The 18,333-nt window shown below is 68.2% G+C and carries 12 protein-coding genes; 8 read left to right on the forward strand and 4 right to left on the reverse strand.

All coding sequences use genetic code 11. The features are described 5' to 3' along the window. Nucleotides 1-19 precede the first annotated feature (19 nt). Genes msrB through ACMGDM_RS09870 form a run of 3 tightly spaced genes read right to left on the reverse strand, consistent with a single transcriptional unit; the run spans nucleotide 20 to nucleotide 2,084 of the window. Nucleotides 20-469: a peptide-methionine (R)-S-oxide reductase MsrB gene (msrB, locus tag ACMGDM_RS09860; protein WP_436803959.1), complete on the reverse strand. Its 450-nt coding sequence runs from the start codon at nucleotides 467-469 to the stop codon at nucleotides 20-22. Then, nucleotides 466-1,005 carry a metallophosphoesterase gene (locus ACMGDM_RS09865; RefSeq protein WP_436803960.1) on the reverse strand — a complete coding sequence of 180 codons (540 nt, stop codon included), beginning with the start codon at nucleotides 1,003-1,005 and terminating at the stop codon, nucleotides 466-468. Before ACMGDM_RS09865 ends, msrB begins: the two co-directional genes overlap by 4 nt. Beyond that, nucleotides 1,002-2,084, reverse strand: coding sequence for an SPL family radical SAM protein (locus ACMGDM_RS09870; protein WP_436803961.1), 1,083 nt, complete (start codon nucleotides 2,082-2,084; stop codon nucleotides 1,002-1,004). The genes ACMGDM_RS09865 and ACMGDM_RS09870 overlap by 4 nt, the downstream gene beginning before the upstream one ends. Nucleotides 2,085-2,385: 301 nt before the next feature. Here ACMGDM_RS09870 and ACMGDM_RS09875 point away from each other — a divergent pair, with 301 nt between their 5' ends. The 8 genes from ACMGDM_RS09875 to ACMGDM_RS09910 all read left to right on the forward strand — a co-directional run bounded on the left by ACMGDM_RS09875 (nucleotide 2,386) and on the right by ACMGDM_RS09910 (nucleotide 15,629). Then, nucleotides 2,386-4,755 (forward strand): TonB-dependent receptor, encoded by a 2,370-nt coding sequence (locus ACMGDM_RS09875; protein WP_436803962.1) that lies wholly within the window; start codon nucleotides 2,386-2,388, stop codon nucleotides 4,753-4,755. Between the two features lie 96 nt (nucleotides 4,756-4,851). After that, the gene (locus tag ACMGDM_RS09880; RefSeq protein WP_436803963.1) at nucleotides 4,852-6,894 is read left to right on the forward strand and encodes a M13 family metallopeptidase; all 2,043 of its coding nucleotides are present in this window, start codon (nucleotides 4,852-4,854) and stop codon (nucleotides 6,892-6,894) included. 199 nt (nucleotides 6,895-7,093) lie between these two features. Next, nucleotides 7,094-8,692, forward strand: coding sequence for a cryptochrome/photolyase family protein (locus tag ACMGDM_RS09885; protein ID WP_436803964.1), 1,599 nt, complete (start codon nucleotides 7,094-7,096; stop codon nucleotides 8,690-8,692). A 115-nt stretch (nucleotides 8,693-8,807) separates the two neighbouring features. After that, entirely contained in the window at nucleotides 8,808-9,287 is a 480-nt protein-coding gene (locus ACMGDM_RS09890; RefSeq protein WP_436804260.1) for a gluconokinase, read from the forward strand. Nucleotides 9,288-9,409: 122 nt separating this feature from the next. Then, entirely contained in the window at nucleotides 9,410-12,421 is a 3,012-nt protein-coding gene (locus tag ACMGDM_RS09895; RefSeq protein ID WP_436803965.1) for a glycosyl hydrolase family 28-related protein, read from the forward strand. Nucleotides 12,422-12,502: 81 nt separating this feature from the next. Next, nucleotides 12,503-13,603: a GAF domain-containing protein gene (locus ACMGDM_RS09900; protein ID WP_436803966.1), complete on the forward strand. Its 1,101-nt coding sequence runs from the start codon at nucleotides 12,503-12,505 to the stop codon at nucleotides 13,601-13,603. Further along, the gene (locus tag ACMGDM_RS09905) at nucleotides 13,593-14,021 is read left to right on the forward strand and encodes a response regulator (protein WP_436803967.1); all 429 of its coding nucleotides are present in this window, start codon (nucleotides 13,593-13,595) and stop codon (nucleotides 14,019-14,021) included. The genes ACMGDM_RS09900 and ACMGDM_RS09905 overlap by 11 nt, the downstream gene beginning before the upstream one ends. A gap of 87 nt (nucleotides 14,022-14,108) precedes the next feature. After that, complete coding sequence (locus ACMGDM_RS09910) at nucleotides 14,109-15,629, forward strand: hypothetical protein (RefSeq protein ID WP_436803968.1); 1,521 nt, start codon at nucleotides 14,109-14,111, stop codon at nucleotides 15,627-15,629. Between the two features lie 134 nt (nucleotides 15,630-15,763). Here ACMGDM_RS09910 and ACMGDM_RS09915 read toward each other — a convergent pair whose 3' ends face one another. Continuing rightward, the gene (locus ACMGDM_RS09915; RefSeq protein WP_436803969.1) at nucleotides 15,764-18,301 is read right to left on the reverse strand and encodes a glycoside hydrolase family 9 protein; all 2,538 of its coding nucleotides are present in this window, start codon (nucleotides 18,299-18,301) and stop codon (nucleotides 15,764-15,766) included. Nucleotides 18,302-18,333 lie beyond the last annotated feature (32 nt).

An 18,333-nucleotide genomic window follows, 5' to 3' on the forward strand; every position in this document is an offset into this window, starting at 1 on the left:
GCACGCCGCGCGTGGTGATTTAGCCGACGTCCTCGACCTGCGGCAGATAGGCGCCATAGCCTTCGGCCACCATGTCGTCGCGATGGACGAAACGGAGCGAGGCGGAGTTGATGCAATAGCGTAGCCCGCCGCGATCGCGCGGGCCATCGTCGAAGACATGGCCGAGATGGCTGTCGCCATGTGTCGAGCGTACCTCGGTACGCGTCATGAAGTGCGAGCGGTCAACCAGCTCGCTGACGTTGGCGGGTTCGATCGGCTTGGTGAAGCTGGGCCAGCCGCAGCCCGACTCATATTTGTCCGCGCTGGCGAACAGTGGCTCGCCCGAGACCACATCGACGTAGATGCCGGGCTCCTTGTTGTTGAGCAGCGCGCCGGTTCCCGGCCGCTCGGTGCCGTTCTGCTGGGTGACGCGATATTGCTCCGGCGTGAGCCGCGCGATCGCCTCGTCGGTCTTGCGATAATCGGTCATGACACCTCCGTTGGCGCCGTAGATAAGGAGCGCGCCCGCGCTTTGCGAGGCGACGCCGCGAGCAGCTGCGCGAGCGTGACGGGCGCGAAGCCGCGCGCGTCGACGCCGACGTCGAACTGGCGTGGCAGCGGCGCCAGACGCCCGTGGCTGTGTCCGTGGAGGTTGATCGCGCCGCGGTGCTGCCCGTTCCAGCTGCGATAGGGATAATGGCCGAGCACCAGCCGCCGGCCTTCGTGCTCCAGCTCGACATAGTCGTCAACGCTTGCCCAGCCCGCGGCGGTGAGCGTCCCGTCGGGGTCGTTGTTGCCGCGCAGCAGATGCTTCGTCCCGTTTAGCTCGCGCAGCAGCGCCGCCACCGCCTCGCTGCGGCGCGCCACGTCACCGAGATGCCAGACCGTGTCGCCGGGCGCGACCACGGCATTCCACCCGGCGACCAGCGCTGCGTCCATCGTCGCCACGTCCGGGAAGGGACGGCGCCAAATGTTGATCGTACGGTGATCGCCGAAATGGGTGTCGGCGGTGAACCAGATCGTCATGTCCAGTAGAGGATCGTGGCGGCGGGCAGCGCTTGGCCGATCCGGCCCTCGAAGAAGCTGCGTAGTGCGCGCATCGTCGCGGCGTCATAGACCTGCTTTTCTCCGCCGAACTTGGTGCGCTTGGTGGCGCGGTCCTGCCCGCTCATGTCGAGCGACGAACCCGGATACCAGCTGTCGAGCACCGCGCGCGACGTGGCGGTGTAGCGATGGGTGATGAGCTCGACCGTGAGATCCAGCCGTGGCGCATCGGCGAGCGCCGCCGCGGCGTGATCGATCAGTCCGCCATAGGCGTCTTCCCAGCCCGGCGCGGCGATGATCGGCGCGATCGTCAGCCCGACCGGATAGCCCGCGTCCGCCATCCGTCGCAGTGCTGCGAGCCGCGCCGCGACGGGCGCCGTGCCGCCCTCGAATTGCGCGAACGCGCGCGGGTTGATCGAGGCGCGCATCCGCGTCCGTCCGCCGTGATCGAGCGCGAGCAGCGGGGTCACGTCGGCGAACTTTGTGGTGAAGCGCAGCTGTGCATCCGCCTGCCAGCGCCCGAACCATGCGATCGCGGCGGACAGCGACCCGGTCAGCGGCTCGATCGCGAGCGGGTCGGTGTAGCAAGACGCCTCAAAGGTGGTCCCCTCGCCGGCACGCGCACGCTGGCGCGAGGTGACGGTGCCGCGGCCGAGATGCTCCGGCAGCGCGGCAAGGATCTCGTCGAGATTGGCGTAGACGCGCGTGATCGGCGGTCCGGACAGTGAACCGGCGAGATAGCAATAGCTGCAGTGGGCTGGGCAACCCTCGGCTAGGTCGACACGCCAGTCCGCGCTCGGCGCGATCGGCTGGAGCCGGCGCTTCGACGGCGGCGCCACCGTGACCGCCAAGGTGGACTTGGCGGCGGCATAGGCACGGCGGGGATCGTCCGGCAGGTCGAGCGTCAGGCGGTCGCCCGCGAGATCGACCACGTCCACGCCCGCGGCGGCGGCGCGCTCGGCGATAGCGCGCCCGTGCGCGAAGCTGCGCGCCGCCCGGGTAATGAGGAGGCGACGCGGACGCCAGGCCGCACGCGGGGAGGGATCGTGCGCGGTGGTCACCTCGCTCGAACGATCGATTCACGCAGGGGTTCATGGGTTGACCTGCTGAAGATCCTGTCCCCACATCGGGTCAAGTGGTGATAAGCCTCTGTTTCGAGGAAGCAAAGTTCAAGCTAGCGTAAATTACTGAAAGCTAAAGTGTAAAAACGTTAACCTTTTGTGGAATAGCGGTGTGCCGGCACCAAGAACCATAAAAGGGAAAGTTGAAGTGTTTTCCTTGATCTTAGCAGCGGCGCTCTCGTCTACCGCCTTGGCTTCGGCTGCTGATCCCGTCTCCGATGATGCTGCTGCTGGGCAGGATATGTCACCCGACACCGTCACCACCGGCGTTGCGAAAGGGCGCGACCGGCTCGATAGTGCGACATCGACCAGCAATCTCAGGGAAGCCGACATCGAGAAGCTGGCGCCGCGCTCGACCGGTGACCTGCTGCGCGACATTCCCGGGCTGCGTTCGGAACCGTCGAACGGCGAGGGATTGGCCAACGTCTCGATCCGCGGTCTGCCGCTCGCCTCGTCCGGCGTGAAGTTCGTTCAGATGCAGGAGGACGGGCTGCCGGTGCTCGAGTTCGGCGACATCCAGGGCATGGGACCTGACAATCTGATCCGCGCCGACCTCAGCCTGGCGCAGGTCGAGGTGATCCGCGGCGGCTCGGCCTCTACCTTCGCGTCCAACTCGCCCGGCGGGCTGATCAATTTCATCTCGAAGACGGGCGAGAAGGAGGGCGGCGCGGCGGCGCTGACGGCGGGGCTCGACTATGCGCAATACCGTTTTGACGCCGATCTTGGCGGTGGGCTCAGCGACACGCTGCGCTATCATGTGGGTGGCTTCTTCCGCCAGGGCGAGGGGCCGCGTCGCACCGGTTACGACGCACAGCGTGGCGGACAAGTGAAGCTGAACCTCACCAAGACCTTCGAGCGTGGTTATGTGCGGCTGTACGGCAAGTACCTCGACGATCGCACGCCCTTCTATGATACCGTGCCGGTGCGCGCGACCGGCAACGACGCCCATCCCCGCGCGCGCAATGTCGCCGGGCTCGAAGCCAACCACGACGTGCTGCTCTCGCGGTACATCCGGGACGTGCTGTTGCTCGACCAGACCAACAATCCGGTCCACGACGATGTCGCGGACGGCCAGCGGACCAAGGCCGCGTCGATCGGGCTCGAAACGCAGATCGATCTCGCCGGCTGGACGATCATGGAGCGGTTCCGCCTCGCAGACATCTCGGGCGGGCTGACGACGCCTTTCACGACCACCTATGCTCCTGCCACCGCGGCGCTCACGAAGATCGGTGGCGCCGGCGCGCGGCTCTCCTACGCCAACGGCCCGCGCGCCGGCGCGGCGATCGCGGATCCGGCCGCGCTCAACGGCAACGGTCTGATCGCCGGGCTCAACATCCTCGACCTGCCGATCAATTCATACCGTAACGTCACCAACGACGTGCGCGCCAGCCGCGTGTGGAACCTCGGTACGGGTGAACTCACCACCACCGCGGGCTTCTACGCCGCGCGACAGGCGTTGGATCGCGCGGCTCTGTGGGCGACATTCCTCTCCGACGTGCGCGGCGACGGCAGCGCGGCGCTGCTCGACGTCGCCGCCGCGGATGGCCGCGCCCTGACCAAGAACGGCGTCTATTCCTACAATCTCGCGATCGCGCGCGGGACGCGGCGGCGCAGCGTCGACGTGGATTACGCCGTCAACGCGCCGTTCGCGTCGGTCAATTACCACATCGGCCGCGTCGCGATCGGCGGCAGCCTGCGCTACGACATCGGCTCCGCCAAGGGACGCATGTTCGGCTCGGACCTGGGCGGCGGCCGGATCGGCGTGGTGACGCGCGATATCGACGGCGATGGCGAGATTTCCGCACCCGAGACCCGGGTTGGCGTCACTCCGCTCGGCTCGCCGGCGCCGGTGGACTATGACTATCACTATCTGTCCTATTCGACCGGGATCAACTTCCGCGTCGCCGAGCCGCTGGCGGTGTTTGCGCGCTATAGCCGCGGCGCACGCGCCAATGCGGATCGCCTGCTCTTCAGCCCGATCGTCAATACTCTTGACGGCAGCCTCGCGCTGCCTCGCGCCGCTTTCGACCCTGTCAAGCAGGCCGAGGCGGGCGTGAAATATCGCAGCTCCGCGCTGACGCTCAATCTCACTGGTTTCTGGGCCAAGGCGCAGGATACCAACTTCGATCCGGTGTCGAGCCAGATCATCGAGCGCGACTATCGCGCCGCCGGACTCGAGTTCGAGGGGGGCGTGCATCGCGGTGTTTTCGCGCTGACAACGGGCGCGACGTACACCGATGCCGAGATCACGCGTGACGCGGTCAACTCGGCGGTGGTTGGCAACACGCCGCGGCATCAGGCCAAATGGGTGTTCCAGGCGACGCCGCAGCTCGCCACCGAGCGCTTCAGCCTGGGTGCTGTCTTCATCGGCACAACCGGGAGCTACTCGCAGGACGTCGATCTGCTCAGAACGCCGGGCTATGTCACCACCAACGCGTTCGTACAGGTGCGTCCTGCCGAGCGACTGCTGCTCAGCGTCAATGCCAACAACCTGTTCGACGCTCGTGCGATCGCCGCGTTCGACGAAGCCACCGTCCCCACGAACGGCATCCTCCGGCCGCGTCTTCTCAACGGCCGAACCATCTCGACCACGTTGCGCGTGGACTTCTGATCGGGGCCACGGCCGCCCGCGGCAGCGCGCGATTGCGCCCGTTGCCGCGGTGCCATAATCGAGCGATACAGTGAAGGTATGAGGATGCAGCACGCGATGACGTCGAAGATACTTCTGGGACTGTCGCTGGTGGCCTCGCTCGGGGCGGTGTCGGCGACGGCGCAGACCGCGCGCGCGGCGGCCGGCGCGCGCTATGGCGCGTTCGGCGTCGACCTCACCGCGCGCGATACCGCGGTGAAGCCCGGCGACGACTTCTGGACCTATGCCAACGGGCATTGGGACAAGACCACCGCGATCGCGGCGGATCGCCAGTCGGCGGGGCCGGCGGTCGTGCTGAGCGACGAGGCCGAGCTCCAGGTGCGCCGCATCCTGGAGGAAGCGACCAGCAACCCCGCCGCGATCGGCCCGGCGGCGGTGCAGATCGGTGCGCTCTACGCCAGCTTCATGGACCAGGCCGCGATCGAGCGCGCCGGCATCGCGCCGCTGAAGCCCTATTTCGCGCGGATCGATGCCGCGACCGACCGCGCCAAGCTGCAACAGCTGTTCGCCACCGTCGGCTATGCCACGCCGGTCGAACTCGGCCAGCTGCCCGATCCCTCAAACCCGTCGCGCTATGTCGCTGGCTGGGGCCAGGGCTCGCTCGGCATGGGCGGGCGCGACTATTATCTGCTGCCGGGCGCCAAATATGACGCCTATCGCGCGGCCTATCGCCGCTACGTCGAGCAGGTGCTGACGCTCGCCGGCGTCGGCGAGGCCGCGGCACGGGCCGATCGCATCGTCGCGCTCGAGACCGCGATGGCCAAGGTGCAATGGTCGCCGGTCGAGCAGCGCGATCTCGCCAAGATGCTCAAGCCGATGACGGTGGCGCAGCGCCGCACGCTCGCGCCCGAGTTCGACTTCATCGCGATGGAGAAGACCGCCGGCTATGGCGCGCAGCCGGTGCTGATCGTCAGCGACGACACTGCACTGACCGCGCTCGGCAAGATCTTCGCGGCGACCCCGGTCGGCACCTGGCAGGACTGGATGAAGTTCCGCTTCGCCTCGGCGCAGGCGGCGGTGCTGCCCAAGGCGTTCGACGACGCCAGCTTTGCCTTCTACGGCAAGACGCTGGCCGATCAGCCCGAGCAGCGCGCGCGGTGGAAGCGCGGCGTCGCGCTGGTGAACGGCGCGATGGGCGAGGCGGTCGGGCAAGTCTATGTCGCCCGCTTCTACCCGCCCGAGAGCGAGGCCAAGATGGCCGAGCTGATTCAGAACCTGCGCGCCGCCTATCGCGATCGGATCGAGCATAACGGCTGGATGGACGCGGCGACCAAGCAGGCGGCGCTCGCCAAGCTGGCCGCGTTCGAGCCGCGTACGGGCCATCCGGCACATTATGTCGATTATTCGACGCTCAAGGTGGTGCGCGGCGATCCGGTCGGGAATAACGTGCGGGCGGGCGAGTTCGAGCACCAGCTCGACCTCAGCCGCTTCCCCAAGCCGGTCGACCGCACCTTGTGGGAGATGACGCCGCAAACGGTGAACGCTTACTACGACCCGCTCGCCAACCAGATCACCTTCCCCGCGGCGATCCTCCAGCCGCCCTTCTTCGATCCTAAGGCCGACGTGGCGGTGAACTACGGGGCGATTGGCGCGGTGATCGGCCATGAGATGGGGCATGGCTTCGACGATCAGGGCAGCCAGTTCTCGGCCTCGGGCAAGTTCGAGAATTGGTGGACGCCCGCGACGCGCGCCGCTTTCGCGCAGCGCACCGGCGTGCTGGTCGGTCAGTACGACCAATATGAGCCGATACCCGGCACCAAGGTGAAGGGCGCGTTGACGCTGGGCGAGAACATCGGCGACCTCGGCGGGGTCGAGGCGGCCTATTCGGCATACCAGCATTATCAGGCCGAACATGGCAAGGCGCCGGTGATCGACGGGCTGACCGGCGATCAACGCTTCTTCCTTGCTTATGCGCAGGCCTGGCGGAGCAAGATACGCGAGGGGGCGCTGCGTGCGCGGCTGCTCACCGATCCGCACTCGCCCGCTTTCTATCGGGTCAACGGCATCGTTCGCAACGTCGACGCATGGTATGATGCATTCGGTGTAAAGCCGGGCGACAAACTGTACCTCGCGCCCAAGGATCGCGTGAAAATCTGGTAAGGCGGCGGCCTCGACTTCTGTTCGACGTCGGCCCGGTCCTTCCCTCCGTCATCCCGTAGCCAGTCCGGGATGACGGAGCGAGCGGCGCGCGAAAGTCCTGCGATCGCTCTCCGCGGGCAAGCCGGTCGACAACCGGTGGCAGCCTGCGGTCGCCGCGATAACCCACGTTGCTTTTGCGCTGCCCGCGCGTTGCGAAGGCATGACGCTGCTGATCCCGGTGCTGGGCGACCAGCTCTCCCACACCCTTGCCAGCCTGCGTGAGGTCGACCGTGCCGACGCCGTCGTCCTGATGATGGAGGTATGGGACGAGGCGACCTACGTCCGTCATCACAAGAAGAAGATCGCTCTGATCTTCTCGGCAATGCGCCACTTCGCGGCGGCGTTGCGCGACGACGGCTGGACCGTCGACTATGTCACGCTTGACGCGGAGGGGAGCACGCGGAGCTTCAGCGGCGAGGTCGCACGGGCCGCGACACGCCATTGCGCTGACGCGATCCGTACTGTCGCGGCCGGTGAATATCGCGTGCGCCAGCACCAGGACGAATGGGCCGGGCAGACCGGTCTGCCGGTCGAGATCCTAGAGGATGATCGCTTCGTCTGCCCGCTACCGGATTTCTATGCCTGGGCGCAGCGCGCCGGCGAGAAGCGGATGGAGTTCTTCTACCGCGAGATGCGCCGTCGCACCGGCTTGCTGATGACCGCCGACGGCAAGCCCGAGGGCGGCCAGTGGAACTTCGATCACGATAACCGCGCTGCGCCGACCAAGGGGCGCAACTATCCCGCGCCGCTGCGCTTCGCGCCCGATGAGACAACGCGCGCGGTGCTCGCGCTGGTGGCGGAACGGTTCGGCGGGCATTTCGGCGCGCTCGAGCCCTTCGCCTTGCCGGTCACGCGCGCGCAGGCGCTCGCCGCGCTCGACCAGTTTGTCGAGGAGGCGCTGCCCGACTTCGGTCGCTACCAGGACGCGATGGTAGCCGGGCAGGATTATCTGTTTCACAGCAGCCTTTCGCTCTGCCTCAACCTCGGGCTGCTCGATCCCGTCGAGGTCTGCACCGCGGCGGTGCGCGCCTATGAGCGGGGCAACGTGCCGATCAACTCGGCGGAGGGGTTCGTCCGCCAGATCATCGGCTGGCGCGAATATATGCGCGGCATGTATTGGTGGGACATGCCGCGCTTCGCCGAACGCAACGCGCTGGCGGCGACGCGGCCGCTGCCGGATTTCTACTGGACCGGCGCGACCGACATGCGCTGCCTCGCCGAGGCGGTCGATCAGACCCGGCGCGAAGCCTATGCGCATCATATCCAGCGACTGATGGTGCTGGGCAATTTCGCGCTGCTCGCCGGCGTCGACCCCGCCGCCGTCTCCGACTGGTTTCTCGTCGTCTATTTCGACGCCTATGAGTGGGTCGAGCTTCCGAACGTGATCGGTATGAGCCAGTTCGCCGATGGCGGGGTGATCGCATCCAAGCCCTATGTCGCGAGCGGCGCTTACATCGATCGCATGTCCGATTATTGCGGTCGCTGCCGCTATGACGTCAAGCGCAAGACCGGGGAGGGTGCGTGCCCGTTCAATGCGCTCTACTGGGATTTCGTCGCGCGCCATGAAGAGCGGTTCGCGCGCAACCAGCGGATGCGGAACGTCTATGCGACGTGGCGGCGGTTCGACGACGCGCGCCGTGGTGAGTATCGCGAGAGCGCGCGGCAATTCCTGGAGACGCTCACACCCGCACGGCCCGGCTGGGCACGCGCCGTGACGCCCGCTGTGGAGCCCGCTGGGCAGAACGGCTCAAAAGCATGATAATGCAGGCAGTCCGCCCTCGCCAGGGCACGAGCAAGGGGAGCCAGTAGTGACGGCGATCGAACAGCGAGGCAGCGAGGGGCGGGTGGTCGATGCGGCGGTGGCGATCGTGGTGATGGGAGTCAGCGGCACGGGCAAGACCACGCTGGCAACGGCGCTCGCCGCGGCGCTCGACTGCCCCATGCTGGAGGGGGACAGCTTTCACTCCCCCGCGAACGTCGCGAAGATGCACGCCGGTCACCCGCTCACCGATGCCGATCGCTGGCCGTGGCTCGATCACCTTGGTACCGCGCTGGGCGAGGCGGCGCGGACGCACGGCCGCGCGGTGGCCGCCTGTTCGGCGCTGCGGCGCGTCTATCGCGAGCGGCTCGCCACCGCCGCCGCGCTCGCGCCCGCCTTTGTGCTGCTCGACCTCGACCCCGCGGCGATCGCGCGGCGGATGACGACGCGCCCGCATCATTACATGCCCGTGACGCTGCTCGACAGCCAGTTGGCGACGCTCGAGCGGCCAGGGCCGGATGAGCGCGCGCTAACGCTCGACGCGACGCGACCGCCCGCGGACCTGGTCGCCGCGGTACGGACGTGGATCGGCTGACCCACACGGGAGTGGCGGGCCGCTCCGCGTGAGATGCCGATGCGGCCTCGGCGATGCGGGCTGGCGTCGGCCCGGCTTTGCTGTTTAAGCTGCTATAAGAAATGACAAAAGGGGCGGGACGGATGCGGGCGAGTTGGTGGCTGGGCACGGCGACGGCGGCACTCTTGGTGGCATCGGCGACGCCGGCGTCGGCGCGCTCGACCTCGGTCTATCTCACCCCGCCAGACGACCCGCGCGCGATCACGGTGCGCGGGGTGGGCGACGGTCGCGCCGACGACAGCGCCGCGATCCAGCAGGCAATCGACGCCGCGGCGGCGAGCGGTAACGGCGGGATCGTCTTCCTTCCATCGGGGCGCTATCGCGTCACGCGCACGATCCTGGTCCGTCCCGCGGTGCGGATCTTCGGCGTCGGCAAGACTAGGCCCGAGATCGTGCTCGCCGACTCCACCCCGGGTTTCGGCAGCGGCGTGGCGGCGATGCTCGCCTTCACCGGCGAGGACCAGTATCGCGTCGGCAAGGTGGCGGTGCCCCCGCCGACGACGGTGCCGTTCGACGCCAACGTGTACGACGCCACGTCGAGCACCTTCTATTCCGCGATCGCCAATATCGATTTTCGCATCGGCGAGGGCAATGCCGGCGCGGTGGCGGTCCGCTTCCGGGTCGCGCAGCACGGCTATATCCGCCATGCCGACTTTCATCTCGGCTCGGCGCTCGCCGGCGTGTACCAGGCGGGCAACGAGTTCGAGGATCTCCGCTTCTACGGCGGACGCTATGGTATTTTGAGCGAGAAGACCTCGCCGGCGTGGCAGTTCACGCTGATCGACTCCGCCTTCGAGGGCCAGCGCGACGCCGCGATCCGTGAGCATGAGGTCGACCTCACGCTGGTCAACGTCGCCATCCGCAACACGCCGGTCGGCATCGACATCGATCGCGGCTGGTCCGATTCGCTGTGGGGCAAGCAGGTCCGCTTCGAAAACGTCCGCGACGCTGCGGTGGTGATCTCGGAGGAGAACAGCGTTTTCACCCAGATCGGCTTCGATCAAGCGGTGGCGACCAACACGCCGGTGTTCGCGCGCTTCCGCGACAGCGGCCGAACGATCGCGGGCACCGGCGCGCGCTACCGGGTGGCCGACTTCTCGCACGGTCTCGCGCTCGCCGGCTTGGGCGCGATCGGCAAAACCGCGACGACCGCCGATATCGCGCCGCTCGCGCGCGCCCCGCGGCCGCTGGCGCCGGCGATCGCCGCGCTGCCGCCGGTCAGCCAATGGGTGAACGTGCGGACGCTCGGGGTGAAGGGCGACGACGCCACCGACGACACCGCGGCGCTGCAGCGTGCGATCGACACGCACCGGGTGTTGTACCTGCCGACGGGCCGCTACCGCGTCTCGAACACGCTCCGGATGCGTCCCGACAGCGTGTTGATCGCACTCCATCCCAATCTCACTCAGCTCTACCTGCCCGACGAGCTCCCCGCCTTCGCCGGCGTGGGCGGCGCGCGGGCGCTGCTGGAGAGCGCGCGTGGCGGGCGCGCGATCGTCCACGGGCTGGGATTGTGGACCGGCAGCGTCAACCCGCGCGCTACCGCCTTGCTGTGGCGCGCTGGCGCAGCGTCGATGGTCAACGACGTCAAGATCCAGGGCGGCGGTGGCACATTGCTCACCGCGGGCAGCGCGATCAAACCCAACGATCCGCGCGCGCGGCAGGACGGGCAATATCCCAGCATCTGGGTCACTGACGGCGGCGGCGGCACCTTCGCCGCGATCTGGTCACCGAACACGTTGGCATCGTCGGGCTTCCTCGTCTCGAACACCGACACGCCGGGGCACGTCTATGAGCTGTCGGCAGAGCATCATTATCGCGCCGAGATCGTGCTCGACCACGTGGCCAACTGGGAGTTCCTCGCGCCCCAGACCGAGCAGGAGGTGCGCGACGGCGTCAATGCGATCTCGACCGAGATCCACCATTCGCGCAACATTCTGTTCGCGAACTATCACGGCTATCGCGTCACCCGCACGATCAAGCCGATGGACGCCGCGGTGAAGCTGTATGACTCGGGTGACATCCGCTTCCGCAACGTCCACGTCAACGCCGAGAGCGGTTTCGCCAGCTGCGATGCCAAGGGTTGCGGCACCTATTTGCGCGCAAGCAAATTTCCGTTCGAGAACGCGATCAAGGACATGACGCGGCAGCAGGAGGTGCGCGAGCGCGAGTTCGCGCGGCTTGACGTGCCCGCCGCACCGGCGACCGCCGCGACCGCGTCGGCGGTGCCGGTGTCCGCCGGCGTGGAGAAATTGGCGGAAGGCTTCTACTCGATTGCCGGCGGCGCGGTGGACAAGGCGGGCAAGCTCTACTTCATCGACCGCTTCTTTCATCGTATCCATGGCTGGTCCCGGAACGAGGGCCTGTCGATCGTGGCGCAGGCGCCGCTCGATCCCGTCAACCTCGCCGTCGCTCGCTCGGGCGACCTGCTCGTCCAGTCGTCGGCCGGACGCGACGGCACCGTCTACAGCATCAATCCGGCCAAGCCCGACGACGTCCGCGTGATCGCGCCAACCGCGGCACGCGCGCATCCGGGCGCGGCGACGTTGCTGCCGGTCAACGTCTGGGCCAATGGCGAGTTCGCGGATCGTATCGATCCGACCACCTACCAATTCCCGCCGATCGCTGCCTTTTTCACCGGCACGTTGGGCGAGGCCAAGCCGCAGGAATATGTCTCTCCCGACGGCTCGCTGGTGCTGCCGGCCTTCCGCGTCTGGAACCAGGGCCCGGATGATCATAACGGCTGGCGCTGGTCTGACACGCTCGATGCCTACGGGCTCGTCGGCGCGGCGCCGGGCAGCCGCGTCACGCTCACCAACGCCTCGGAAAACCGCACCTACAGCGGGCTGGTCGGCGAGCGCGGGCAGGTAACCGATCTCAAGGTGGTGGCCGAACGCGGGGGCGAGAGTGTCGCGCGCGATGCGGCGGGCAACCTCTATGTCGCCAACGGGCAGGTGTTCGTCTATGCCCCGGATGGGCGCGAGACACGCCGCATCGACGTGCCCGAGCGTCCGCTTCAATTGCTGATCGGGGGCGCGCAGCAACGCACCTTGTTCATCCTGACGCACCACGCCCTTTATGCAGCGCCATTGTAAGTCACTGCGGTCCCTCCGATTCACTTAGACGAGTGGATTCGTGCTGTGAAAAAACGCGGTCGCGGGGTATCCAGCAGGCGCATGTCGGAGGTTGAGCGCGAACTCCCGCAATCCGTCGCAGGCGCGAGCGCGACGCCCGATCTGTCGCGCCGCTACCTTGCCTTGGTGGCGGAGGCGGCGGATCGACTGCTCGCCGCGACCGATCCGGCGCGCATGGTCGACGAGCTGTTCGCGCTGATCCGGAATGAGCTGAGCCTCGACGTCTTCTTCAACTATCGCCACGATGCCGGCGTACTGCGGCTGGAAGCTTATGCCGGCCTCACCGACGCACAGGCGAGGGATGGCGCCGAGTTGCAGCTCGGCCAGGCGGTGTGCGGCTGCGCCGCACTCGAGCGCCGGCGCGTCCATGCCGCCGGGGTGCAGCGATCGGAGGATCCGCAACTCGCCTTCGTCAAGGCGGTGGGGCTCGACTGCTACGCCTGTATGCCGCTGCTCGACGGCGAGCGGCTGCTCGGCACGCTCGGCTTCGGTCGGCGTGACAGCACCTGTTTCAGCGCGCAGGAGCTGCAAACGCTGCACACGCTGTCGCACTATGTCGCGCTTGCCAAGGTGCGGCTGCGCCACGAGGAGGAGCTGTGCCGCAACATCGCCGAGCGTGACCGGCTGCTGGCGGAGCTCAATCATCGCGTCCGTAACAACCTCCAGTTGGCGGTGGGGGTGGTGCGCAACGAGCTCCGCGGTGCCGAAACGCCGCCGCCCGCGCTCACCATGGTGGCCGAGCGGCTCGAGCTGATCGCGCTGGCGCACCGCCCGCTATATCAGAGCGACGGCGCGTCGCTCGCGGTCGACGCAGCGGACATTCTGAACGGCGCCGTGGAGTTGACCACTGCAGGCGAGGGACGGGTCGAGGCCGACGAGCGCGTGATGATCCCGATCGAGCAGGCGGTTGCCTTCTCGCTGCTCGTGCACGCCCTGCTCGGCCCGATTGATCGTGGCACCGCGCGCGTGGCGGTGGCGCGGCGTGCGGGGCTGCTGGAGACACGGATCACGGTGGAGCAGGACGCGGTTGCCACCCCCGCGCTCGATCGTCTCGCCAGTTCGCTGCTGCGCCAGCTCAATGCCAGCCTCTATGAAGAGGCCGGTGCGATCCATCTGAGGTTCCCGCTGTCCTATGCAGGCTGACACCGAACTGCGCTCGCTCCGTCTGCTGGTGGTCGAGGACGAGGCGATTATTGCGATGCTGGTGGAGGATGCGTTGACCATGGCGGGGCATGTGGTCGTCGGCGTCGCCGAGAGCGCAGCCGAGGCGCTGGCAATCGCCGCGCGCGAGCCGATTGACCTGGCGCTGTGCGATGTTCGCCTCGCCGAGAACGACAGCGGCATCACGGTGGCGCGCGAACTCTCGTCGCGTGGCGTGCCGTGCCTCTACGTCAGCGGCAATTGCCCGGCGGCCGCCGAGCACCCGCTGATCGTCGGCTGCGTCGGCAAGCCCTTTGCCACCGCGGCGCTGAGCCGCGCGGTAGAGGCAGCCTATCGGCTCGCCCACGGGGAGAACGAGGTGATGATCCCGAAGAGCATGCACGTGTTCGCCCGCGACTGACCTGTCCGTCCCGCTTCGGCGGCGATCGCCGCTGGACCCCACCGCCGCGGTCGAGCTAAGCGAAGCCTTGGGCAACCAGGGGGTTATATGCAGGGTCGGGGCGTTTTCGCCGGCCTCATCGCGGTGTTGACGCTGCTGCTGCTGCTACCTGCGGTGGTGAATCGCGGGGCACTGCAATTTCCCGATACCACCACGTACATCCGCGGCGTCGACGCCGCGGTGGTGGCGGCGACCGGATATGAGTCGAGCTGGTCGGACGACGCGAAGCGCGCGCTGGCCCATCGCCAGGCCAGCGTCGCACCGATCCCGAGTTCCGCAGGGGCTGCGGGCGCGCGACCGTCGCTCGCCGAAGCGTCGGCCCCGCGCGCACCGGCACACAGTTTCCAGGTCGTGCTGTCCGGGCGGTCGGTCTATTATGGCGCGCTGCTCTACCTCGGCGACTGGCTCGGCAGCTTCTGGTGGGTGGCGATGATCCAGGCGCTCGTCACCGCCGCAGCGATGCTGCTGGCGGCACGCCGCATGGCGGATCGGATCGCCGCGCCTGATCGGCTGTGGCCCGTGCTGGTCGTCGCGCTGGTGACCAGCGTCGGGTTGCAGGTGGCGCTGCTGATGCCGGACGTCTTCGCTCCGCTCGCGATCATCGCGACTGCGCAGATCGCCTTGTTCTGGCGCGCAATGGGGCGCGCGGAGCGCGCCTTCTGGTTTCTGCTGCTCGCCGCCGCCGCGCTGTTCCACAGCGGCAACCTGCTCGTCATCGGCCTGCTCGCCGCCGGCTTGCTGCTCTGGCGGGTGGCGCGGCGCGCGCCGTTGCGCGTCGCGCCCATCGTGCTCGCGCTCCTCGTCGGCATGGCGGGGGAAGCGGCGTTCGGCACCGCGGTGCGGAAGATGACGGGCTACCCGCCGGTGCGGCCGCCGTTTGTCGCTGCCCGGCTGATCGCGGACGGTCCGGGGCGCGCCTATCTCGCGCGCGCCTGCGCGCAGGGCGCCACACTCACGCTCTGTCGTTACCGCGCCGACATACCGGACGACAGCGATTCCTTCCTCTGGGCGAGCGGTCGCGGCAGCTTCATGGGTATGCCGCCGGAGGATCGTCGGCGCGTGGCCGCGGAGGAGCGCGGCTTCGTCCTCGCGGTGCTCGCGGACCAGCCAATGGCGGTGGTCGGCACGTCGCTGCGCAACATCGCGGGGCAGCTGCTGCGCTGGCATGTCGACGACATCGCCGACGCGCGGCTGGGGGGGATCAACCGGGCTAAGCTGCCACCGGCAATACGCGCAGAGTTCGACGCGACCCGCGCCGCGCAGGGCACCTTTCCCATCGCTTACTATAATCTGCTCGCCACGCCCGTGACGCTCCTGGCGATGGCGGCGTTGCTCGCGCTCGGCATTCTCCGTCGCGACGCCATGCCGCCTTCACGGCGCGGCTATGTTGCAATCGTGCTCGCGGGTATCCTGCTGAATGCGGCGGTCTGCGGCGCCTTCTCCAAGCCGCACGACCGCTACCAGAGCCGCGTGATCTGGCTGCTGCCGCTGCTCGCCAGCGCCGCGCTGGTGGCTGCGCGGCGACCTGTGGTGGTCGGCGGACCTGCGGTGCAGGGGAGGGTGGCCTAAGCGGCTCCGCCATGTCGGCGTGGGGTGCCGATGAGCGTCCAGGAGCTCAGGATCGCCTGGCCCGGGCCTGGTCGCCCTGCGATCTCGGCTAAGCCGGCGCACCGCCCGCCGGGTGGACGGTCAGCCTCCCCATGTTACTTCCGCTCGCGCGCGAGTTCGTCGATCGCCTGCGCCAGCTCGATCCACATGGCGCCCTCCGGGATGACATATTCGTTCTCGCCCCAGAAGAACGGCCAATCCTCATGGTTCTCGGGAAAGTCTGGCTTGATCACGAGCACGCCCGGCACCACGCCGCCCGCGATGAAGGAGAAGTCGGCGCGGTTGTTCCCATAGGCGACCTCCTTCGAAAGCGTTCCCACGCCCGAGATGAACGACCGGTCCGAACCGGGGTGATGGCCGAGCAGGAATTCGGCGCCGCGGAACACCGCGTCCGCGGACACGATCTCCGGAAACGCCTTGTGCAGCGCGTAAGCGTTGAGCGCATAGCCCATCACCGTGCCGCTGCCGGCCCAGCCGCCGGTGGTGATCGGCACGCCGAACGGGTTGGCGTTCGCCGCTTTGTCGGCCGTGGCGGCATAAGCGCGCACCGCGGGCACCAGCCGTTCGCGATAGCTGGCCGGCATGAACGGGATCGCCGCGACCGCGTCGCGCAGGCTCGGCGCGAACGCTTTCTCCACCGAGGGCCAGAGCGACTCGACCGCGGTGACGTACCGCGGGTCGCGCGTCGTGCGCAGCAGCTCGACGGCGGCGGAGAAGCGCTCCATGTCGAGCGGCCCCCCGGTGGTGTTGCCGTGCTGGAACAGATCGGGCGGATGCGACTGCTCCTCCGCCCAGGTCGCGGTGGCGAGCGCGAGCGCGCGCTTGGCCAGCGCCGGGTCCGAGCTTTGCAGCGCGCGTGACGCCGCGGCCAGCCCGGCGATCGATCCATAGTTGAGCGCAGACGCCTTGGTGGTGAACGCCCAGCGATCGTCCGGCATGCCGCTGCGCCCGTTCTTCTCCTCGCCGGTCTTGAGCGACGGATCGTAGACCAGTCCGTCGGTCTTAGTCGAGGCATCCCCCAGATGCGTGTATTGGGCGACATCCGGCTCGACGATGCCGTGGATCGCGTGCCCGACCGCGTCGAATTGCGCCACGAGCTGGCGGGTGCCGTGCGCGATCTGCTGGAGCAGGTCGGGCGTGCCGTCGGGCACGTGCATTTCGGTGCGGCGGCGCGTCTCGTCCACCGCGGTGGTGTCGCGCGTCGGGCGCCAACGCTCCCAGCTGTCCACCATCGAGCGGATCACCTGATATTGCGACTGCGTGCGGATGTCGAAGTCACCCGCGTCGAACCAGCCGCCGACGTTGAGTCCGGGGATATGCTCGCCGGGCTTGTACTTGCTGTCGGTGGTCGGGCCCTGCGCATACAGGTCGATATGCTCGTGGTTGACCGGCGCCTGGCGCGCGTCGTCGCGATGCGCCTCGCCGTGCCACACGCGATAGCCCTCGTTGACGAACATATGGTCCATCGCGACCGGGAAGTAGACGTCCAGCGTCGGGTGCCACGCGCCGGCATAGACGTCGTCGGCGATGCGGAACGGCGCGGTACGGGTGCCGCCATATTCGAGCACGTAGAGGCCCGGTTGACGCACCGCGCTGAAGTCGACCCGCAGGTAGGAATAGCGCAGATAGTCGCCCCAGCGCGTGGCGGCGGGGATCTTCACCGGGGTCATCGCGCCGTTCGCGCCGACACGCAGCAGCCGCGGGGCGAGCGTACGCGCATCGCCGCGATCAAGCTCGATCGTCGCGACCTTCTGCGCGCCCGGCGTGTAGCCGAGCTGCGAGTGCGCGATCACCGGGGCGCGGCGCCAGCCGGGTACGCTGGTCGGCCGGATCGTCCACTCGAGCACCGCGCCGGTCTTCCCTGTCGGCAGCAGCGAGCGCAGCACGAACCAGCCGTTCTGCGCCTGATTGCGGCCGTCGTAGAGCTCCACGGGTGCGCTCGACTCAACCGTCACCCGCCGCGCGGCGTCCTCCGGTGCGAGCACGAAGCGGCGAGCAGTGGCGATCGGCTGCGGCTCGGCGCCCGGACCCTCGGCGCGCCCGCTCGCCGGATTGCGCTCGGGCGTGCGCGTCATCGCGTCGGCGGGATAGAGCGGGAAGGTGCCGGTGCGGTCGTCGGCGAGATAGCCGTGGTGGAAGTAAGCGGCGGGGAGGAACTCGAGGTTGAACCCGGCACGTCCCGCCAGCGCGGCAGGCACCGGCCGGTCGAGCAGCACCGACACCTTCACCGCGCCGCCCTGCTTCTCGGAGCGGATGCGGTAGCGCCAATGCTGGTCGGGATATTCGAGCGTGACCGTGATCGTGCCGGTGCGCTGGTCGACCTGGCGGTCGACGAAGCGCGCGGTCGGGTCCCACTGGCCCGGCGTGGCGGCGAGGCGGACGTCGCCATTGGTGGCGATGCGTTCACCCTGCTGGATGATCTCGACGCCGCTGATCTTCGAGTCCGCGAACAGTCCGTCGTACCAGTTGGAGAACACCAGCACGTTGGCGGCCGGCGCCTCGTAATAGCCGCTCGCGCCCAGCGTCAGTTCGCCCGACCTCGTGGCGTTCGTGCGCCGCTGCGCGGTCGCCGGCGCTGCGCTCGCCAGCAGCGCCGCGACGACCGATATGCCGATGGCCTTGCCCGCGTTCATCACCCTCATCCTCTCCGACGCTGCGTTCTGGC

This window comes from Sphingomonas larreae (genome assembly GCF_051400595.1).
Classification (GTDB): Bacteria; Pseudomonadota; Alphaproteobacteria; order Sphingomonadales; family Sphingomonadaceae; genus Sphingomonas.